21 protein-coding genes are annotated in these 19208 nt (G+C 67.9%); 12 read left to right on the top strand and 9 right to left on the bottom strand.

All coding sequences use genetic code 11. The features are described from left to right. The first annotated feature begins 136 nt into the window (after window positions 1-136). Window positions 137-1396, top strand: a complete 1260-nt coding sequence (locus AC3WL8_RS13985) for a polyhydroxyalkanoate depolymerase (RefSeq protein ID WP_153955630.1) — start codon at window positions 137-139, stop codon at window positions 1394-1396. Window positions 1397-1448: 52 nt separating this feature from the next. Here the strand turns inward: AC3WL8_RS13985 and AC3WL8_RS13980 are convergent, their stop codons facing one another. Next, on the bottom strand, window positions 1449-2084 hold the full coding sequence (locus tag AC3WL8_RS13980; protein WP_013956107.1) for a TetR/AcrR family transcriptional regulator: 636 nt from the start codon (window positions 2082-2084) through the stop codon (window positions 1449-1451). Window positions 2085-2379: 295 nt separating this feature from the next. On the opposite strand from AC3WL8_RS13980, the gene rsxB reads away from it, so the two are divergent. Both rsxB and nth read left to right on the top strand, forming a co-directional pair. Further along, window positions 2380-3186, top strand: coding sequence for an electron transport complex subunit RsxB (rsxB, locus tag AC3WL8_RS13975; RefSeq protein ID WP_211982129.1), 807 nt, complete (start codon window positions 2380-2382; stop codon window positions 3184-3186). Further along, complete coding sequence (gene nth, locus AC3WL8_RS13970) at window positions 3183-3827, top strand: endonuclease III (protein WP_011614905.1); 645 nt, start codon at window positions 3183-3185, stop codon at window positions 3825-3827. The genes rsxB and nth overlap by 4 nt, the downstream gene beginning before the upstream one ends. Before the next feature lie 7 nt (window positions 3828-3834). Here nth and AC3WL8_RS13965 read toward each other — a convergent pair whose 3' ends face one another. After that, window positions 3835-4461 carry a TetR/AcrR family transcriptional regulator gene (locus AC3WL8_RS13965; RefSeq protein ID WP_153955629.1) on the bottom strand — a complete coding sequence of 209 codons (627 nt, stop codon included), beginning with the start codon at window positions 4459-4461 and terminating at the stop codon, window positions 3835-3837. Between the two features lie 84 nt (window positions 4462-4545). Between AC3WL8_RS13965 and AC3WL8_RS13960 the strand changes: the two genes are divergently transcribed. The 3 genes from AC3WL8_RS13960 to AC3WL8_RS13950 are packed head-to-tail and all read left to right on the top strand — an operon-like array spanning window position 4546 to window position 7834. Continuing rightward, window positions 4546-6111, top strand: a complete 1566-nt coding sequence (locus AC3WL8_RS13960; RefSeq protein WP_211980879.1) for a flavin-containing monooxygenase — start codon at window positions 4546-4548, stop codon at window positions 6109-6111. Continuing rightward, window positions 6108-7091, top strand: a complete 984-nt coding sequence (locus AC3WL8_RS13955; RefSeq protein ID WP_492378356.1) for an alpha/beta fold hydrolase — start codon at window positions 6108-6110, stop codon at window positions 7089-7091. The genes AC3WL8_RS13960 and AC3WL8_RS13955 overlap by 4 nt, the downstream gene beginning before the upstream one ends. 17 nt (window positions 7092-7108) lie before the next feature. After that, window positions 7109-7834 carry a Coq4 family protein gene (locus AC3WL8_RS13950; protein ID WP_153955626.1) on the top strand — a complete coding sequence of 242 codons (726 nt, stop codon included), beginning with the start codon at window positions 7109-7111 and terminating at the stop codon, window positions 7832-7834. An 80-nt stretch (window positions 7835-7914) separates the two neighbouring features. On the opposite strand, the gene AC3WL8_RS13945 is transcribed toward AC3WL8_RS13950, so the two are convergent. Further along, complete coding sequence (locus AC3WL8_RS13945; RefSeq protein ID WP_013956100.1) at window positions 7915-8502, bottom strand: malonic semialdehyde reductase; 588 nt, start codon at window positions 8500-8502, stop codon at window positions 7915-7917. Window positions 8503-8590: 88 nt separating this feature from the next. Next, complete coding sequence (locus tag AC3WL8_RS13940) at window positions 8591-9529, bottom strand: DMT family transporter (protein WP_153955625.1); 939 nt, start codon at window positions 9527-9529, stop codon at window positions 8591-8593. Window positions 9530-9631: 102 nt separating this feature from the next. Here AC3WL8_RS13940 and AC3WL8_RS13935 point away from each other — a divergent pair, with 102 nt between their 5' ends. Beyond that, window positions 9632-10063 carry a DUF1841 family protein gene (locus AC3WL8_RS13935; RefSeq protein WP_013956098.1) on the top strand — a complete coding sequence of 144 codons (432 nt, stop codon included), beginning with the start codon at window positions 9632-9634 and terminating at the stop codon, window positions 10061-10063. A 131-nt stretch (window positions 10064-10194) separates the two neighbouring features. Continuing rightward, window positions 10195-11511 carry a phospholipase A gene (locus AC3WL8_RS13930; RefSeq protein WP_211980878.1) on the top strand — a complete coding sequence of 439 codons (1317 nt, stop codon included), beginning with the start codon at window positions 10195-10197 and terminating at the stop codon, window positions 11509-11511. A gap of 22 nt (window positions 11512-11533) precedes the next feature. Here AC3WL8_RS13930 and AC3WL8_RS13925 read toward each other — a convergent pair whose 3' ends face one another. Further along, window positions 11534-11965 carry a thioredoxin family protein gene (locus AC3WL8_RS13925; protein WP_211980877.1) on the bottom strand — a complete coding sequence of 144 codons (432 nt, stop codon included), beginning with the start codon at window positions 11963-11965 and terminating at the stop codon, window positions 11534-11536. Between the two features lie 88 nt (window positions 11966-12053). After that, on the bottom strand, window positions 12054-12614 hold the full coding sequence (gene grpE, locus AC3WL8_RS13920) for a nucleotide exchange factor GrpE (protein ID WP_013956095.1): 561 nt from the start codon (window positions 12612-12614) through the stop codon (window positions 12054-12056). Between the two features lie 275 nt (window positions 12615-12889). Between grpE and AC3WL8_RS13915 the strand changes: the two genes are divergently transcribed. After that, entirely contained in the window at window positions 12890-13063 is a 174-nt protein-coding gene (locus tag AC3WL8_RS13915) for a hypothetical protein (protein ID WP_013956094.1), read from the top strand. Window positions 13064-13130: 67 nt separating this feature from the next. On the opposite strand, the gene AC3WL8_RS13910 is transcribed toward AC3WL8_RS13915, so the two are convergent. The 3 genes from AC3WL8_RS13910 to hrcA form a co-directional block, all read right to left on the bottom strand. Continuing rightward, on the bottom strand, window positions 13131-13526 hold the full coding sequence (locus tag AC3WL8_RS13910) for an RNA-binding S4 domain-containing protein (protein ID WP_013956093.1): 396 nt from the start codon (window positions 13524-13526) through the stop codon (window positions 13131-13133). Continuing rightward, the gene (gene hemH, locus AC3WL8_RS13905; RefSeq protein WP_013956092.1) at window positions 13523-14638 is read right to left on the bottom strand and encodes a ferrochelatase; all 1116 of its coding nucleotides are present in this window, start codon (window positions 14636-14638) and stop codon (window positions 13523-13525) included. Before hemH ends, AC3WL8_RS13910 begins: the two co-directional genes overlap by 4 nt. Before the next feature lie 106 nt (window positions 14639-14744). Then, the gene (gene hrcA / locus AC3WL8_RS13900; protein WP_013956091.1) at window positions 14745-15779 is read right to left on the bottom strand and encodes a heat-inducible transcriptional repressor HrcA; all 1035 of its coding nucleotides are present in this window, start codon (window positions 15777-15779) and stop codon (window positions 14745-14747) included. 102 nt (window positions 15780-15881) lie between these two features. On the opposite strand from hrcA, the gene AC3WL8_RS13895 reads away from it, so the two are divergent. The 3 genes from AC3WL8_RS13895 (at window position 15882) to AC3WL8_RS13885 (ending at window position 19119) form a co-directional block, all read left to right on the top strand. After that, window positions 15882-16799, top strand: coding sequence for an NAD kinase (locus AC3WL8_RS13895; RefSeq protein WP_013956090.1), 918 nt, complete (start codon window positions 15882-15884; stop codon window positions 16797-16799). A 66-nt stretch (window positions 16800-16865) separates the two neighbouring features. Further along, window positions 16866-18620, top strand: a complete 1755-nt coding sequence (gene recN / locus AC3WL8_RS13890; protein ID WP_013956089.1) for a DNA repair protein RecN — start codon at window positions 16866-16868, stop codon at window positions 18618-18620. A 49-nt stretch (window positions 18621-18669) separates the two neighbouring features. Beyond that, window positions 18670-19119: a hypothetical protein gene (locus tag AC3WL8_RS13885; protein WP_013956088.1), complete on the top strand. Its 450-nt coding sequence runs from the start codon at window positions 18670-18672 to the stop codon at window positions 19117-19119. The last annotated feature ends 89 nt before the right edge of the window (window positions 19120-19208 follow it).

Here is a 19208-nt window from a genome sequence, read left to right as displayed (position 1 = left end):
GTATATGCTGCAGAGCAAGATCGTTAGCACGGTCGTTCGGTTAAGGGCATAATCGGCGCCACGATCCACGGTGTATTGTCAGTACATTAGTACCTGGTAGTACGTACCTCATAGCTAGACCCCAGGCAGAAAAGGCATGCTCTACCAATTGCATGAGTTCCAGCGTTCGATCCTGCACCCGCTGACCGCGTGGGCCCAGGCGACGGCCAAGACCTTCACCAACCCCCTCAGCCCGCTCTCGCTGGTTCCCGGCGCACCCCGCCTGGCTGCCGGCTATGAACTGCTGTACCGGCTCGGCAAGGAATACGAAAAACCGGCATTCGACATCAAGTCGGTGCGCTCCAACGGGCGCGACATCCCCATCGTCGAGCAGACCGTGCTCGAGAAGCCCTTCTGCAAGCTGGTGCGCTTCAAGCGCTATGCCGACGACCCGGATACCATCAAGCTGCTCAAGGATGAGCCGGTGGTGCTGGTGGCCGCGCCGCTGTCGGGCCACCATGCCACGCTGCTGCGCGACACGGTGCGCACGCTGCTGCAGGACCACAAGGTCTATGTGACCGACTGGATCGACGCACGCATGGTGCCGGTGGAGGATGGCACGTTCCGCCTGTCCGACTACATCTACTACATCCAGGAATTCATCCGCCACATCGGCGCCGAGAACCTGCATGTGATCTCGGTGTGCCAGCCCACGGTACCGGTGCTGGCCGCGATCTCGCTGATGGCCTCGGCCGGCGAGAAGACGCCGCGCACCATGACGATGATGGGCGGCCCGATCGACGCCCGCAAGAGCCCCACCGCGGTCAACTCGCTGGCGACCAACAAGTCGTTCGAGTGGTTCGAGAACAACGTCATCTACACCGTGCCGGCCAACTACCCCGGCCACGGGCGCCGCGTCTACCCGGGCTTTTTGCAGCATGCCGGTTTCGTGGCGATGAACCCGGACCGGCACCTTTCCTCGCACTATGACTTCTACCTGAGCCTGGTCGAGGGCGATGCGGACGACGCCGACGCCCACGTGCGCTTCTACGACGAATACAACGCGGTGCTCGACATGGCCGCCGAGTATTACCTCGACACCATCCGCGAGGTGTTCCAGGAGTTCCGCCTGGCCAACGGCACCTGGGCCATCGACGGCAATCCGGTGCGGCCGCAGGACATCAAGAGCACCGCGCTGATGACCGTCGAGGGCGAGTTGGACGACATCTCCGGCGCGGGCCAGACCGCTGCGGCGCACGACCTGTGCGCCGGCATCCCGAAAGCCCGCAAGCAGCATCTGAATGCGGAACACTGCGGCCACTACGGCATCTTCTCGGGCCGGCGCTGGCGCGAGGAGATCTACCCGCAGCTGCGCGACTTTATCCGCAAGTACCACCAGGCCTCGGCCACCAAGTAAAAAAACGCCCGCGATCGCGGGCGTTTCTTCTTGCGGGGCCGGGCCGGGAGGTTCAGTGCTTCTTCAGGTAGCTGAGCAGCATTTCCGAGTGCAGCTCGGCAAAGCGCTCATGCTCCTGCTGCGAGGCCACGTCGCGGCCGATCACGGCACTGATGGTGTAGCGGTTGGACAGCACGTAGTAGCCCAGCGCGGAAATCGTCAGGTAGAACTGCGGCACGTCGATATTGTCGCGGAACACGCCTTGTTCCTGCCCGCGCCGGATCACGTCGGCCAGCACATCCACCACCGGGTTGATCAGCTGCTGCAGCTGCGCCGACTTCTTCAGGTGCCGGGCCTCGTGCAGGTTCTCGCTGTTGACCAGGCGGATGAACTCCGGATGCTCGTAATACCAGTCCCAGACGAAGCGCGCCAGCGTGCGCACGCCCTGGACCGGGTCTTCGTCAACGAGGTGCAACTGCTCCTCGTCAGCGCGGAAATTGGCGTATTGCTTCTCGAGCACCGCCAGGAAGAGGCCTTCCTTGCTGCCGTAGTAGTAGTACAGCATGCGTTCGTTAGTCTCCGCACGCCGGGCAATCTGGTCGACGCGGGCGCCGGCCAGACCCCCCTTGGCGAATTCCTCGGTGGCCGCAGCGAGGATGCGTCGGCGCGTCCCTTCCGGGTCGCGTTTGGTCTTGGGCTCAGTTGACATGGGGTGGCTGGTCGATCGTTGCGCGGATTATGGCATAGGCCGGAATGCGGCAATCCGGCGGTGCGCGCATCATCGCCGTTTCTGCCCGCCGGCGAAATCGGGGATAATCCTTGCGGCGCGATGGCTCGCAGGGGTTCACAGAGATCCCGGTGCCGCAGGGTCGCTGGCCTATTGTCCGCCGCAGGGTTCGGCTGTTATGTCGCCAAACCCTCACAGTGCCCCGCAAATTTCGTGTCTTGACCGTTCTGATCCGGCCTTGGTCCCTGTTTTGTCCCCTGATTTCCTGCCCGTAGTCGTGAATCCCGCCGTCAAGTCCCTCGCCGACCGCATCGAAGCGCTGCTGCCCCAGACCCAGTGCACCAAATGCGGCTTCAACGGCTGCCGCCCCTACGCTGAAGCCATGGCCAACGGCGAAGCCGCCTGCAACCGCTGCCCGCCCGGCGGCGCGGAAGGCATCGTGCGCCTGGCCGCGGTGCTGGGCACCGAACCGCTGCCGCTGGACCCGGAACGCGGCAGCGAACAGCCGCGCGCGGTGGCCCGCATCGACGAGAGCCTTTGCATCGGCTGCACGCTTTGCATCCAGGCCTGCCCGGTCGATGCGATTGCCGGCGCCGCCAAGCAGATGCATACGGTGATCCCTGACTGGTGCACCGGCTGCGACCTGTGCGTGGCGCCCTGCCCGGTCGACTGCATCGACATGGTCCCGGTCACCGGCGAACGCACCGGCTGGGCCGCGTGGTCGCAGGCGCAGGCCGATGCCGCGCACGCGCGCTACCTGGCGCGCAATGCGCGGCTGGTGCGCGAGCGCGAGGAAAACGACGCGCGCCTGGCCGCCAAGGCCGCCGCCAAGCTGGCCGCGGTGCAGGCCGAAGCGCCGGAGAACGATGCCGAGCGCGCCGCGCAGGAACGCAAGCGCGCCATCATCCAGGCCGCGATCGAACGCGCCCGGCAGAAGCAGCAGGCCGCGCAACCGCGCAACACGGAAAATGTCTCGGCTGCGGTGCAGGCCCAGATCGACGCCGCCGAAGCACGGCGCGCGCGCGCAGGGCTTACCAGGCCTGGATCCGACCAGAACGCCAATACCGACCCAGAAGAAAAATGAACGCCGCCAAGTGCCGTGCCATCTTTGAGACGCTGCGCGAAACCAACCCTGCCCCGGCCACCGAACTGGAATACAGCTCGCCGTTCGAGCTGCTGATCGCCGTGCTGCTGTCGGCGCAGGCGACCGACGTCGGCGTCAACAAGGCCACGCGGCGGCTGTTCCCGGTGGCGCATACCCCGCGGCAGATGCTGGACCTGGGCGAAGCCGGCCTCAGCGAGTACATCAAAACCATCGGGCTGTACAAGACCAAGGCGAAGCACGTGATCGAAACCTGCCGCATCCTGGTCGAGCGCCACGGCGGCAAGGTCCCGCCCGAGCGCGAAGCGCTGGAGGCACTGCCGGGCGTGGGCCGCAAGACCGCCAACGTGGTGCTCAACACCGCGTTCGGCGAGCCCACCATCGCGGTGGACACGCACATCTTCCGGGTAGCGAACCGCACCGGGCTGGCGCCGGGCAAGACTGTGCAGATCGTCGAGCAAAAGCTACTCAAGTGCGTGCCGCATGAGTTCCTGCACGATGCCCACCACTGGCTGATCCTGCACGGCCGCTACGTCTGCAAGGCGCGCAAGCCCGAGTGCTGGCACTGCGTGATCGAGCCGCTATGCGAGTTCAGGGAAAAGACGCCGGCGCCGCAGTTGTGACCCGAGGCTAGTCCGGCTCGTGCGCCAACACCAAGGCCAGCTGTAGCGCCGTGCGCGCGACCACCTCCACATCGGGCGCGTAGCCGTGCGTGATCCAGCGCAGGGCGATGTGGACCACCCCGCCCGCCACCCCCGCCGTCAGCAACGGATCCAGCTTGCGTCCCGGCGGCAGCAGCGCTTGCGCCAGCAGCCCGCCGAATTCATCCAGCGACTCCGCCAACGCCCCGTCGACCAGCTTGCTGACGCCGCGGATTTCCACCAGGAACACCCGCGCTGAACGCGGCTCGCGCTGCAGCGCCCCGAAATAGGCGCGCAGCATGGCCAGCGCGCGTTGCTGGCCATCGCCTCCGCCCCCCTCGCCCGCCAGGGCGAGGGTGTGCAGCAAGCGGTGGGTCACTGTTTGAAACGATGCCAGCAGCAAGGCCTCGCTGTTGGCGAACGACTCATAGAAATACCGTTCGGTCAGGCCCGCGGCCTCGCACACGGCCTTGACGGTGGCGTTCTGGTAGCCGCGCTCGCCGTAGACCTGCACGGCCGCGGCAATCAGCTGCACACGGCGCTGGGCACGTCGTTCTTCGGCTTCGGCGCCGCGGTAGCGGCGCGCGGGGGTGAGCTCGGTCGTCATGTGCGCCATTATGACATTCCCTATTGTCAGATTACTTGCCGGATCGCTTCTGACAATCTATGTTGTCAGAAGTGCCACTCGTCCGGATCCGCCATGACCGCCCCAAGTTCCGATGACGCAGTCCTCGATGTCCTGATCGTAGGCGCCGGCCTGTCCGGCATTGGCGCCGCGCGCCAGCTGCAAATGCGCTCCCCCGGCAAGCGCTACGCCATCCTGGAGGCGCGCGAGGCCATGGGCGGTACCTGGGACCTGTTCCGCTACCCCGGCATCCGCTCGGATTCGGACATGTACACGCTGGGCTACCGCTTCAAGCCCTGGCGCGGCGCCAAGGCCATCGCCGACGGGCCGTCGATTCGCGCCTATATCCGCGAAACCGCCGAAGAGGCCGGCATCACGTCACATATCCGCTTTGGCCATCGGGTCGTCAGCGCGGCATGGGACAGCGCCGCAGCCTGCTGGACGGTCGAAGCCAAACGCACGGCGGACCACAGCCGGCTGCGCCTGCGCGCACGCTTGCTCTATGTGTGCGCGGGCTATTACAGCTATGCCGAGGGCCACCGGCCCGAATTTGCAGGCGAAGAACAATTCCGCGGCAGCATGGTGCATCCGCAGTTCTGGGACGAATCGCTCGACTACGCCGGCAAGCGCGTGGTGGTGATCGGCAGCGGCGCCACGGCGGTCACGCTGGTGCCGGCCATGGCGAAGAGCGCCGCGCACGTGACGATGCTGCAGCGCTCTCCCACCTATATCGTGACGCGCCCCGGCGAGGACGCCATCGCCCACAAGCTGCGCCGCATCCTGCCGGAGCGGCTGGCCTACGCCGCCACGCGCTGGAAGAACGTGCTGCTGGGCATGATGTTCTTCCAGCTGGCGCGGCGCCGGCCGGATCGCGTCAGGCAGCGCCTGATCGGCATGGCGGCAGCGCAACTGACGCCAGGCTATGACGTCGGCACCCACTTCACGCCCCGCTACAGGCCGTGGGACCAGCGCCTGTGCCTGGTGCCGGACGGCGACCTGTTCCGCGCGATCCGCGACGGGCACGCATCGGTGGTGACCGACACCATCGACCGGTTTACCGAAGACGGCATCGTGCTGGCCAGCGGCAAGACGCTGGCCGCGGATGTCGTGGTGGTGGCCACCGGCCTGAAGCTGAACATGCTGGGCGACATTGCGCTCACTGTAGACGGCCAGCCGCGCCGCCCCGCCGAATGCCTGGCCTACAAGGGGATGATGCTGAGCGATGTGCCCAACCTGGTGCTGGCCTTCGGGTACACCAATGCCTCGTGGACGCTCAAGGCCGACCTCACAGCCGAGTACGTCTGCCGCCTGCTGCGTCATATGGATCGCCACGCCCACCGCATTGCCGTGCCGCGCGCCCCCGCTGACGTTGAGCCGACCCCGTTCCTGGATTTCACCTCCGGCTACGTGCAGCGTGCCGCCACCGTGCTGCCCCGGCAAGGGCATCGCAAGCCATGGCGCGTGCACCAGAACTACCTGAAGGACCTGCTGACGATTCGGCACGGGCGCGTCGCAGACGGCGTGTTGCAGTTCGATGTCCCGCCTCCCTCTCCCCTGGCACACCGGGCGCACCGGGACAGCCAGGACACCACGAACAAAAACACGGTGCCGGCCGTTGCCGCCAGCGAGGTGCAATCATGACCATCGTCCTGACCGTCTTCGCGGTGCTGATCGGGCTGATCCTGGTGCTGGGCGCGTCGCTGTATCTGTACACGTGGCGCACCGCCCGGCGCATCGAAGCCGCTATGCCGCCGCCCGGCCGCTTTGTCGACGTGCCCGGCGCGCGGCTGCATGTGGTGGAGCGCGGCCAGGGCCCGGCGGTGCTGCTGGTGCATGGCTTGTCTGGCCAGCTTGAGAATTTTGGCTACGGCATGATCGGGCCGCTTGCCGAGCACTTCCGCGTGATCGCCGTCGACCGCCCCGGCGCGGGCCACTCCACACGCACGCCGGGCAGCGCCGCGGACCTGCCGGCACAGGCCGCGGCGCTCGCCGCGCTGTGCGACAAGCTTGGCCTGGAGCGTCCGCTGGTGGTGGGCCATTCGCTGGGCGGTGCCATTGCGCTGGCGCTGGCCATCCACCACCCCGAACGCGTGGGCGGGCTGGCACTGATCGCGCCGCTCACGCACCCGCCCAAGGCGATCTCGCCGGTGTTCCAGGCCATGGCCGTGCACAGCGCGTGGCTGCGCCGGCTGATGGCATGGACGCTGGTGGTGCCGATGTCGATACGGCGCCGCGAAGCCGTGATGGACATCGTATTCGGCCCGGACCCGGTGCCGGACGACTTCCCGACGCGCGGAGGCGGCCTGCTGGCGCTGCGGCCCTGCCACTTCCTGGCCGCGTCCGAAGACCTGATCGGTGCCGCGCATAGCCTGCCGGCGCTGCTGCACCGCTATGGCACGCTGCGCGTGCCGGTCAGTGTCCTCTACGGCCGCGAAGACCGCATCCTGGACTTTGCCGAGCATGGCGAAGCGCTTGTCGCCAAGGTCCCCGGCGCCACGCTGACATTGGTCAGCGGCGGGCATATGCTGCCGGTGACCGCCGTCGATACCAGCGTCGATTTCGTCCGCGACACCGCCGCCCGGCTGCATGTACCCGCGCCGGCCGAGGCGCAAGTCGCCTGATCCACGGAGCCCCGCCCATGGCCACCACCACCGGTTCCAACCCCTACAAGCAGGATGTCTTCACCGCGTTCCAGGCCGTTCGCAAGCTGATGGCGAATGGCAACGACACGGAGCAGGTGTTCCGCATCATGCGCGCACTCAACGGGCCGTCCATGCCCCGCAACTTCAGCCGCCTGCTGAGCACACCGGACGGGCGGCGCATGGTCTACCAGCGCGTCGAGCTGGCGGAGCGCCTGTCCGATCCCGCCTACGTGGCCAGGTTCGCACCGGGCACGGTGGGCGCGGCCTATCGCGCCTTCCTGGAACAGACCGGCTACAGCGCTGACGGGCTGGCCAAGGTCTCGAACCTGGACCAGGAGCCCGTGGTCGAGGACGCCTACATGTGGTTCGGCCGGCGTACCCGCGACATCCACGACATCTGGCATGTGCTTACCGGCTACCGGGCCGATGAGAGCCTTGGCGAAGCCGCACTGGTGGCATTCAGCTATGCCCAGACCGGCGGCAAGGGCTGGGCCTTCATCGCCATCGCGGCGTCGCTGAAGAGCCTGCGCGTGAGCGGCAGCCTGGCCTTTGCGCGGGCCGTGCTGGAGGGCTACCGGCTGGGCCGCCGCGCCCAATGGCTGTTGGGCGAGGACTACGAGAGGCTGCTGCATGAACCCATCGACGCGGCCCGCGCGCGGCTTGGCATTGCCGAACCCCAGCGCTACCTGGCCTGCAATCCCGTGCAGGAGTGGACGGCCTGAAGCCGCCGCCGCGCGCCAGACAAAAAAAAGCGACCACGGCGGGTCGCTTTTTTGTCTGGCACCGTTGGTGCGCAGCGCGTTCAGACGATGCGGCAGGCTTCGTCGAACGACAGGCGCGGGCCGCGCGGGAACAGCTTGTCGGCCTCACCGTAGCCCAGGTTGCACAGGAAGTTGACCTGCCACTTGCCGTCAGGGAAGAAGGCCGCGTTGACCTTGTCGGCATCGAAGCCGCCCATCGGGCCGCAGTCCAGGCCCAGCGCGCGCGCCGCCAGGATGAAGTAGCCGCCTTGCAGCGAGCTGTTCATCAGCGCGTCGCGGGCGATCTTCTCGGCGTTGCCGGCGTACCAGGAACGGGCGTCGGCATGCGGAAACAGCTTGGGCAGCTGGTCGTGGAAGGCGGTGTCGAAGGCGATGATGGCCGTCACCGGCGCCGAACGGGTCTTGTCGACGTTGCCGGCCGACACGCAGTCCACCAGGCGCGCCTTCTCGGCAGCGCTCTTGACAAACACGATGCGCGCCGGGCTGCTGTTGGCAGCGGTCGGGCCGAACTTCATCGCTTCATAGATCTGGTGCAGCACGGCGTCGTCCACGTGGCGGTCCTGCCACACGTTGTGCGTGCGGGCTTCGGTGAACAGCTGCGCCAGCGCGGCGTTGTCGATCTGGGACATGCGCTTCTTTCCTGTACGAGATTTAAGAGAAGGCGCGATTGTACCCAACGCCTTGTGCGCCCCACGACAGCGCCTTTGAGCAACCCGTTCAATTCCCTTGCATATCGGCGCGGGCCGGCGCCGGCGCACTGCCCCGGCGGGTCAGCCACAGCACGCCGGCCAGGATCAGCCCGCCGCCCACGGCCTGCGCCGCGCCGATATGCTCGCCCAGCAGCAGCGCCGCCAGCAGCACCGTGACCACCGGCTCCAGCGTCGACAGCATCGACGCCTGCGCCGCGCCCAGCCGCTGCAGGCCGGCGAAGAAGGTCAGGATCGCCAGCACCGTCGACAACAGCGCGATGGCTGCCAGCGCCAGCCAGCCGCCGGCAGTGGCCGGGAACTGCGGCGGCGCGCCCGCCCCCATCCGCAGCAGGCCGACGGCGCCGTAGACCAGCGCCGCCGCGGTGCAGATCACCGTGGTGGTGGCGATCGGGTTGACGCCGGCAGTCACGCGCGCGCCGACGATGATATAGACCGAATAGATCACCGCCGCCGCCAGCCCCAGCGCGATCCCCAGCGGTGAGCCCTCGCCGCCGCCGACGGTCAGGCCGGCGCCCACCGAACACAACACCAGCGCGATCACCGCGGCAGTGGTCAGCCGCTCCTTCAGGAAGACCGCCGCCAGGATCGTCACGAACAGCGGATACAGGTACAGCAACAGCGCCACCAGGCTGGCCTGCGCATGGTTGAGCGCGCTGAAGAAGCAGAACGACTGGCCGACATAGCCGATGCCGCCCATCGCCGCCAGCGCCAGCACGCGGCGCCACGGCGGCAAGGCGATGCCGCGCGTGCGCATCACCCAGGCCAATGCCGCGGCGGCCAGCATGAAGCGCACCAGCAGCAGCCCGTAGACATCCGCGCCGGCCGCGTAGGCAAAGCGCGCGAAGATCGCCATGGCGCCAAAGGCGCTGGCCGACAGCGCGATCAGCAGCACGCCGGCCAGCTTGTCGCGGGCGTGGTCCGGGGCGGTTTGGGCGGAAGCGGTCATCGAGCGGGCGGAAAGTCGGCGATCCCGCATTCTACTTGGCGCCGCTTGCAACAAGCGGCGCCGCCAGCGCGGGCCGCGGCCCTCGTTTACAATGTCGCCACCATGTTTAATCCCTCCCGAGAAGAAGTCCGCCGGTTCTTCTGCGATGCCTGGCAGAAGCAGCTCACAGGCGGCGTGCTGACCCCGCTGGAAGCCATCGCAATCGACTGGATCGGCGAGCACCCCGAGTACCACGGCCTGCTGCGCGACAGTGAAGGTGCGCTGTCGCAGGACTACACTCCCGAGCAAGGCCAGACCAACCCCTTCCTGCACCTGTCGATGCACCTGTCGATCTCCGAGCAGGTCTCGGTCGACCAGCCGCGCGGCATTCGCCAGGCCTATGAGGCGCTGGCGCGCCGGCTGGATTCCCCGCACGAAGCCCAGCACCAGGTGATGGAATGCCTGGGCGAAATGCTGTGGCAGGCACAACGCACCGGCCAGCCGCCCGACGGCGACCACTACGTCGATTGCGTGAAGCGCCGCGCCAACCGCTAAGTCCGGTACGCGAGACGCATCAAGTGCTGCGTACAATTCGTCACAACCCTCCGATGGGTGCGTGGTAGGCTTTGGGGTCCGCATTTCCCTAGCCGCGTTGCCGTCATATGGCGGCGCGGTGCCCGCAAACCATGCCCCGTATTGCCCTCCCCCGCCGGCGCCGGCTCGCGCCCGCCGGCCGCGCCGTTGCCCCGCTCTGCCTGTCGCTGATGCTGGCCTGGCCGCTGGCCGGCCACGCCGGGGTGGCGCTGCTGCAGCCGCCGCGCGTGATCGACGGCAACCAGCCGCTGACGCTGACGCTGGTGGTCAGCGCCGACGACGCCACGCGCCGCTACCGGATTCCCGACACGCTCGAAGTGACCGCCTCGGGCGACCTGCAGGCGCCGGTGCGGCTGGTGCTGTGGCGCGAAGTCTCGGGCCCGGCCGTGGTCAACCTGCGCCGCGGTGAGCACCGCGCGATCCGCTACACGGTGGCGCTGCCCCCGGCCCTGCGCGGCCAGGTGCGGCTGGATGCCACCGGCATCGACGCCGCTCCGGTACTGGTGACGCTGAACCGCCTGCCGCAGCCCGGCGAACCCGCCACCGCCGCTCCACCGGTCGCCGGCAAGGCACCGGCAGCGAACGGCACCGAGCCGGCCACCGACGCCACAGAGCCGGCGACCGCTACCGCAGCCGTGCCGGTCTCCCCGGTCACCACGGCGGGCGCCGCCGCACCCGCGCCGGCCGACCTGCGCGACAGCGCCCGGCTGTCGTTCCATGACCCGATGTATTTCATGGTCGGCGCGCATGACGGCGCCAACGCCAAGTTCCAGCTGAGTTTCAAGTACCGCCTGTTTCAGGGCGAGGACCCGGCGTCGAAGCGCCTGTTCGACAACCTGTACGTGGGCTACACGCAGTTTTCGCTGTGGGACCTGTCCGAGCAGTCCAAGCCGTTCCGCGACACCAACTACCGGCCCAGCCTGTTCTATTACCTGTCGGATACCGGCGTGCGCAACAACGTCATCAGCCGGCTGTCGCTGGCGGCCGGCCTGGAGCATGAATCCAATGGCCGCAGCGGCGACGAATCGCGCAGCATCAATACGGTCTTCGTCAAGCCGACCTTCTACTTCGGCGACCAGAACGACTGGCACTGGCGCGTCGCGCCCAAGCTCTATGCCTATGTGGAAAAGGGCGACAACCCCGACATCGCCCACTACCGCGGCTTCATGGACCTGGGCATTGCCTACGGGCGCCCGGACTCATGGGAGTTCTCCGCCACGCTGCGCAAGGGCACGCGCAAGTGGTACGGCAGCGTCGACGCCCAGCTGACCTACCCGATGGCGCGGCTGATCCCCGGCACCGCGGGCTACCTGATGGCGGGCTACTTCGTCGGCTATGGCGAGAGCCTGCTGGACTACAACCACAAGCTGCCGTGGCAGTTCCGCATCGGCTACGCGCTGTCCCGCTGAACCCGCTGAACGGCCAGACCGCTCAGCCGGCCAGCGGCTTGCCGCTGGCCTTGAGCCGCGCATTGGCCACCGCGGCGGCAAACTGGCCGTGGCCATGCCAGCCAGTGGCGCAGCCCAGTTTCTTGCCGTTCTGAAAGAACATGAACACCGGGATGCCATGCAGGCCAAAGCGCCGGCCCAGCCCGGGATGCGCGTAGACGTTGGCATGCAGCCAGTGCAGCGCCAGCGCGCGGACCGGTTCGGGGTTGGCCAGCATGGCCTTCTTGGCCATCTCGCAGTTGAAGCAGTCCACCCCCCAGAAGAACACGCACACCAGCGCGTCGCCGGCCCCGGCTATGGCGGCGTCGATGATGCCGTCATCGACCTCGCGCATGCCGAACGCCTCGAAGGCGCGGTGGTCGAGGTGGGGGGCCGGGGACGACTGCGCCGAGCCGGCGCCTGGTTCAGTGGTCATGCTCGCTCCAGAATGACAAACGCCCGGGCCAGCCGGCACCGGGCGTCAGGTCGCAATCCAGGATGGCACGCCGCCGTCCCGGGCCGGCTTACTTCGGTGCCGCCACCGTCACCAGCGCCGGCCGCAGCACGCGCTCGGCAATGGTGTAGCCGCGCTGGAGCACGGTCACCACGGTATTGGGTTCCTGGTCCGCCGGCACCATCGAGATGGCCTGGTGGCGGTGCGGGTCGAATTTCTCGCCCACCGGGTTGAGTTCAACGATCTTGCCGCGCTCAAAGGCGGCCGCCAGCTGGCGCGCGGTCAGTTCGACGCCTTCGCGCAGCTTGGCGATATCGCCCGAGCCGTCGGCCAGCGCGGCCTGCAGGCTGTCCATCACCGGCAGCAGGTTGTCGGCGAAGTTCTCGATGGCGAACTTGTGCGCCTTGGCGACATCGTCCTGCGCCCGGCGGCGGATGTTCTCGCCTTCGGCAACGGCGCGCATATACAGGTCGTAATGCTCGCGCGCCTTGGCTTCCAGGGCGGCCAGCTGGGCCGCCACGTCATCCACGGCAGCGGTTTCCGGCGCACCGGTTTCCTGGCTGGCGTTGGCCGCCTCTTCGCCCGCGGGCGTAGGCGTCTGGGTGGTTGGCGTCTGCTTCTGTTCTTCCATGTCGATCCGTATCAATGCATTGTCGCGGCCCGCCGTGGGCCTGGCCGCGGGTGGTAAATCGGCGCGTGTTCCGTGCAGGTGGTGGCAAGGCGCAGGTTTTCAAGAGTGGCGCTGGCGTGACGCGGAAACACACGGTTACAAAGGCCACCCATATGCAATCGACGCCTTATTGCTTTGCTGCATCGCACTCACTAAGATTCTCAGTAAGAAAAATGACAAAAATGTCGGGGGTCCTGGAGATGGTTCAACTTTGTGCCTCTTCCGAAAGGTTGGCCATGCATAAGCTGCCAGTCGTGACGCTCTGCCTTGTGGCCGCCTTGGCGGTCATGACCGTCTTTATCTGCCTTTCCGGCGCATTCACCTCGCGCGATACGGAGTATGGCAGCGGCAAGGCGGTGTTCAAGCACTACATCGTCCCTATCGTCAGTCAGGAAGTCACGCAGGAATAAGCGCCACCTGACCCTGTGCCCACTGCGCGGCGGCACCGGAGCTTCCCGGTGCCGCCGCGTTGTCATTTCAGCTCTTTAGGTGGTCGATGCGGCGCCGGTCCCGCTTGGTCGGGCGCCCCTGGATCTGCGCGGACGGCTCCGGCTGCAGGCGCCGGCGTTCGGCATCGGCCAGCCGGCGGGACTGGCTTTCGGCACTTTCCTCGTACAGCGTCTGCGCCACCGGCGCCGGCCCGCGCGCCGGGGCGATGCCCATCACCACCAGTTCCCAGCGCTGCTGGTGCGCTTCCAGCACCACCATGTCGCCGGGCTTCACCTCGCGCGAGTTCTTGCATGGCTGGCCGTTCACGGTCACCTTGCCGCGCTCCACCGCTTCGGCCGCCAGCGAGCGCGTCTTGAAGAAGCGCGCGCACCACAGCCATTTGTCAATGCGCTGGCGCGCATCCGGCGCAAAGTCGACATTCATGCCGCCGCTCCCCGGGTCTGGGCGCGCGTGCGCCGTGCTTCCAGTTCGTGCGGATGCGGCGTGGCCAGCGGCCAGCCCTGCAGGTGCTGCAGCGCGATCTCGGCCATGGCCGCGACCCACGGATCGGCATCATTCAGGCACGGGATGAAGTGGAAATCCTTGCCGCCCGCGACCTTGAACTCGGTCTGCCCTTCCATGGCGATTTCCTCCAGGGTCTCGATGCAGTCGGCCGGAAAGCCCGGGCAGAAGACGTCGACCCGGCCCGCGCCGACCTTGCCCAGCTCGGCCAGCGTCGGCGCGGTGTACGGCTGCAGCCATTCCGCCTTGCCAAAACGGGACTGGAACGTCACCTGATACTGGCCCGGCTGCAGGCCCAGCGCCTCGCCCAGCAGCCGGCCGGTCTTCAGGCATTCGCAGTGATAGGGGTCGCCCAGCTCCAGCGTGCGCCGCGGCACGCCGTGGAACGACAGGATCAGCTTGTCGCCGCGGGCAAAGTCCGGCATGCCGTGCCGCGCCCAATAGGCGCCGACCTGCTGGTGCAGCGCCGAGATATAGGCCGGGTGGTCATGGAAATGCTTGACCAGCCGCAGCTCGGGCTGGTTGCGCCACTGGCCCAGCACCCGGAACACCTCGTCGAAGGCCGTGGCCGTGGTGGTGCCCGAGTACTGCGGATACATCGGCAGCACCAGCACCTGCTCGCAGCCCTGCCGGCGCAGCGCCTCCAGCACCGAGGCGATCGACGGGTTGCCGTAGCGCATTGCGCACGCGACCGTCACTTCATGGCCATGCTGGTTCAGCAGCCGCTGCAGCGCATGGGCCTGGCGCTCGCTGTAGACCAGCAGCGGCGAGCCCGTCATATGGGCCTCGCGCAGCCAGATCGATTCATACTTCAGCGCCGAGGCGCGCGATCGCAGCGGCAGGATCACCCCATGCAACAGCGGCAGCCAGGCCACGCGCGGGATCTCGACCACGCGCGGGTCGGACAGGAATTCCTTCAGGTAGCGCCCCACCTCCTTGGGCGTGGGTGCGTCCGGGGTGCCCAGGTTGACCAGCAGGATCGCCGTGCGCGGCGCGTGGCCGTGCTGGTAGGCCGGTTCGGGAGAAAACGTCATGTCGCTTCCGGGTTGGCACGGTGCCGGGATGGCGCCGGTGCGGCGCACCGGCGATTGCCGCGCTCGGTAGGAATGGAACTGCTTGTCAGACCAGCCAGTCTTTGCACTAGTTCTGGCTCAGGGCGCTGGACAGCAAGCGCGCGGTGATGTCGACGATGGGGATCACGCGCTCATACGCCATGCGCGTGGGGCCGATCACGCCAAGCGTGCCGACGATCTGGCCGTCAACCTCGTACGGGGCGGTGATGACCGCCATGTCTTCGATCGGCACCAGCCGGCTTTCGCCGCCGATAAAGATCTGCACGCCCTGCGCATGGCTGGACACGTCCAGCAGCTGCAACAGGCTGGTCTTGTGCTCAAACACGTCGAACAGGCGCCGCAGCTTGTCCATGCTGGAGGCCAGGTCTTCCACTTCCAGCAGCTTGCGCTCGCCGCTGATAAAGACGTGGTCGTCGTCCTCGTCCTCGGCGACGCTGCCGGCCTCGACCGCGGCCTGCATCAGCTGCGACATGTCGCGGCGCAGGTCCTGCAGTTCCACCCGCAGGTGGCCGCGCACCGTGTCGAAGCTCATGCCGGCATAGTGCGAGTTGAAGAAGTTGGCCGCCTCGATCAGCTGGGCCGGCGTGTATGACAGCTCGGTCTGGATGATGCGGTTCTGCACGTCGCCCTCGGGGCTGACGATGATCAGCAGGATGCGCTTGTCCGACAGCCGCATGAATTCGATCTGCCGGAACGCCTGCGCGCGGCGCGGCGTCATCACCACGCCGGCGAAGTGCGACAGGTTGGACAGCGTGCGCGCCGCCGCCGTGATCATGCGCTGCGGCCCCAGTTGCTGGCCGCCGAGCTGGTCCTGGATCTGGCCGGTCAGCTCGGCCAGGTCGGCGTTGCGCTCCAGCGGCTTGGCCGTCAGCATCGAATCGACGAACAGCCGGTAGCCGCGCGGGGTCGGGATACGGCCGGCCGAGGTGTGCGGGCTGGCAATAAAGCCCATTTCCTCCAGATCGGACATCACATTGCGAATCGTCGCAGGCGACAGGTCCAGCCCCGAGTACTTCGACAGGGTGCGGGAACCGACCGGCTGCCCTTCGGCAATATAGCGCTCGATCAGGGTCTTGAGCAGCGTTTTGGAGCGTTCATCCATGATGCCCCGATTTTACGCAAGTTTTGGACCTTCTGGCGGGCGGCCCGGGCCGCCCGCCCGCGCCTGCTGACAACCGTCATGGCGGTATGGTCTAATCCACGCATGTCCGCCCCCCCGAAAGCCAGCGCCGTGCGCACTTCGTTCAAGACCGTCGCCCTGGTGGGCCGGTACTCCACTGCCGGCATCGAAGGGCCGCTGGAGGAGATCGCCTCTTATATCCTGCGCAACGGGCAGGACGTGGTGTTCGAGCGCGAAACCGCGCTGGCCACCGGGCTAACCGGCTACCCTGCCCTGTCCGCCGAGGAGATCGGCCGGCAGGCCGACGTGGCCGTGGTGCTGGGCGGCGACGGCACGCTGCTGGGCATCGCCCGCCAGCTGGCCGGCTACGACGTGCCGCTGATCGGCGTCAACCACGGGCGGCTGGGCTTCATGACCGACATCGCGCTGGAAGACGCGCACACCGTGCTGCCCGACATGCTCGACGGCCGGTACGAGGCCGAGACCCGCCTGCTGCTGGAATCGCGCGTGGTGCGCGACGACATGGACATCTTCTCCGCGCTGGCCCTGAACGACGTGGTGGTGAACCGCTCGGGCATCTCCGGCATGGTCGAGCTGGCGGTGTCGGTGGACGGCCATTTCATGTACAACCAGCGCTCGGACGGGCTGATCGTGTCGACCACCACCGGGTCCACCGCCTACGCGCTGTCCGCCGGCGGCCCGATCCTGCATCCGACGCTGTCGGGCGTGGTGCTGGTGCCGATCGCCCCGCACGCGCTGTCCAACCGCCCGATCGTGCTGCCGCACGACGCCGAGGTCACCATCGAGGTGGCCAGCGCGCGCGACGCCAGCGTCAACTTCGACATGCAGTCGCTGACCTCGCTGCTGCCGGGCGACCGCATCGTGGTGCGGCGCTCCGAAAAATCCATCAACCTGCTGCACCCGGTCGGCTACAACTACTACGCCACGCTGCGCAAGAAGCTGCACTGGCACGAGTATCCTTCCGAAGACAATCGCCTCTGAGCCAGTATCAAGCCGCCCCTCAAGCCTGAGCCCGAACCCATCGGACCGACTACCTTCCACGCCACGATGCTGCGCAGCCTGTCCATCCGCGATTTCGTCATCGTCGATACGCTCGACCTGGACTTCACCACTGGCTTCACCGTCTTCACCGGCGAGACCGGCGCCGGCAAATCCATCCTGATCGATGCCCTGGCGCTGGTGCTGGGCGAACGCGCCGATGCCGGCGTGGTGCGCGAAGGCGCCCCGCGCGCCAGCGTCAGCGCCACCTTCTCGACCCACCCGGCACTGGATGCCTGGCTGGCCGAGCGCGAGCTCAACAGCGAAGCGGAAGACGGCGTGCATACCGTGCTGCTGCGCCGCACGGTCGATGCCGGCGGCCGCAGCAAGGCCTTTATTAACGGCGCCGCCGCCACCCTGGCGCAGCTGCGCGAAGTCGGCGACCAGCTGGTCGACATCCACGGCCAGCACGCGCACCAGCTGCTGCTGCGCCCCGACGCGCAGCGGCTGCTGTTCGACGCCCACGCCGGCCTCACCCAGCAGGCCGGCGCCGTGGCCGAGGCCTGGCGCGCCTGGCGTGCCTGCGTGCGCCAGCGCGAGGCGGTAGAACACCAGTCGCGCGAGATGCAGCTCGAACGAGAACGGCTGGAATGGCAGGTCGGCGAACTGGACAAGCTCAACCCGCAGCCGGGCGAATGGGAAGAGATCCAGTCCGAGTACAACCGGCTGTCGCATGCCGCCGGCCTGATCGACGGCAGCCGCGCCGCGCTCGACGCACTGTCCGAGGCCGACGGCTCGGTGCTGTCGGCGCTGAATACCATCGTGCACAAGCTGCAGCAGCTTGCCGATGTCGATCCCGCGCTGCGCGACGTGCTGGCCGCGCTCGAGCCTGCGCAGATGCAGGCCGAGGAAGCCGCGCACTCGCTCATGCGCTATGTCGACCGGCTCGAACTCGATCCCGAGCGGCTGCAGGCCGTGGACGAACGCATGCAGGCGCTGCACGCCACCGCGCGCAAGTACCGCCTGCCGCCCGAGCAACTGCCCGACGAGCTGGTGGCCCGCCGCCAGCAGCTGGACGACCTGCAGGCCGCGCAGGACCTGAACAAGGTGATGGCGCGCGAGGCCGCGGCCAAGGCCGCCTACCTGACCCTGGCACAGCATCTCAGCCACGCCCGCAAGCAGGCCGCGCAGGCGCTGTCCGCCGCGGTCACCGACGCCATGCAGGGCCTGTCGATGGCCGGCGGCAGCTTTGTCGCCGCACTCAATGCGCTCGACGAAGGCCAGAGCCATGGACTGGAGCAGGTCGAATTCCTGGTCGCCGGCCATGCCGGCGTGAGCCCGCGGCCACTGGCCCGGGTGGCCTCGGGCGGCGAACTGGCGCGTATCAGCCTGGCGATCTCGGTGATCACCAGCGAGGCCTCGCCCACGCCCACGCTGATCTTCGACGAGGTCGATACCGGCATCGGCGGTGCGGTGGCCGAAGTGGTCGGCCGGCGCCTGCAGGAGCTCGGCCGCGCGCGCCAGGTGCTGTGCGTGACGCACCTGCCGCAAGTGGCGGCGCAGGCCGGCACCCACCTGCTGGTCAGCAAGGAAACCACCGATGCAGGCGACGGCTCGGTCACACGCTCGCGCATCCGGGTGCTGGACCCCGCCGGGCGCGTGGTCGAGACCGCCCGCATGCTGGGCGGCGCCACTGTCACCGCCACCACGCTGCAACATGCGGAAGAAATGCTGGCGCAAGGCATGGCCGGCGGCCAGGGCAGCCAGCCCGCACGCGGCACGGGCGGCAAGGATGGCCGGCGCAGCCGCCGCGCCGCCGGCTGAAAGCCGCCCCCGCACGTGCGCCAATCCATATACTGACAGGAGCTTCACCATGACCCGCCAAGCGCAAGCCGGCCTCCGGCAACGCCCGCGCGCATCGCTGCGCGCCGTGCTGGCCATCGCCACCGCCGCATCGGCCGCACTGCTGGCGCTGTCCGCCTGCCAGGCCCAGCCTAAGTCCTCGGCCCCGCCGCCGGGCAGCATCAGCGACGACCGTTCCCTGGGCGACATCATGGTGCGCTTCAAGCCGCCCGCGGTGAACCTGTCGGAGGACGCCGGCAAGCTGCTGGCCGAGATCAAGGGCCCGATCCGCTACGTGGTCAAGCGCCCGATGTCCGGCGGCGTCTGGCTGGTCACCGCGATCTCGCCGTCGGCGGATGCCACCCTCGACCAGGCGGTCGAGACCCTGCGCGCCACGCCCCGCATCGAGACCGCCGAGCCCGACCGCGTGCTCAAGCCCAACCGCAACATTCCCACCAGCCGCGACATGCCGCAGAGCTGAGCCCGGATGCACGACAGGACTTAAGCCTTCGGTTGCCCTTGCGCAACCACGCTGGATCGTATTCGCTACATAACAAGCCCCTCGCGCGC

It is taken from the genome of Cupriavidus sp. FW305-F7, assembly GCF_058782875.1.
Note: the sequence above shows the minus strand (reverse complement) of the source record. Positions and strands in the feature narration are given on the sequence as shown.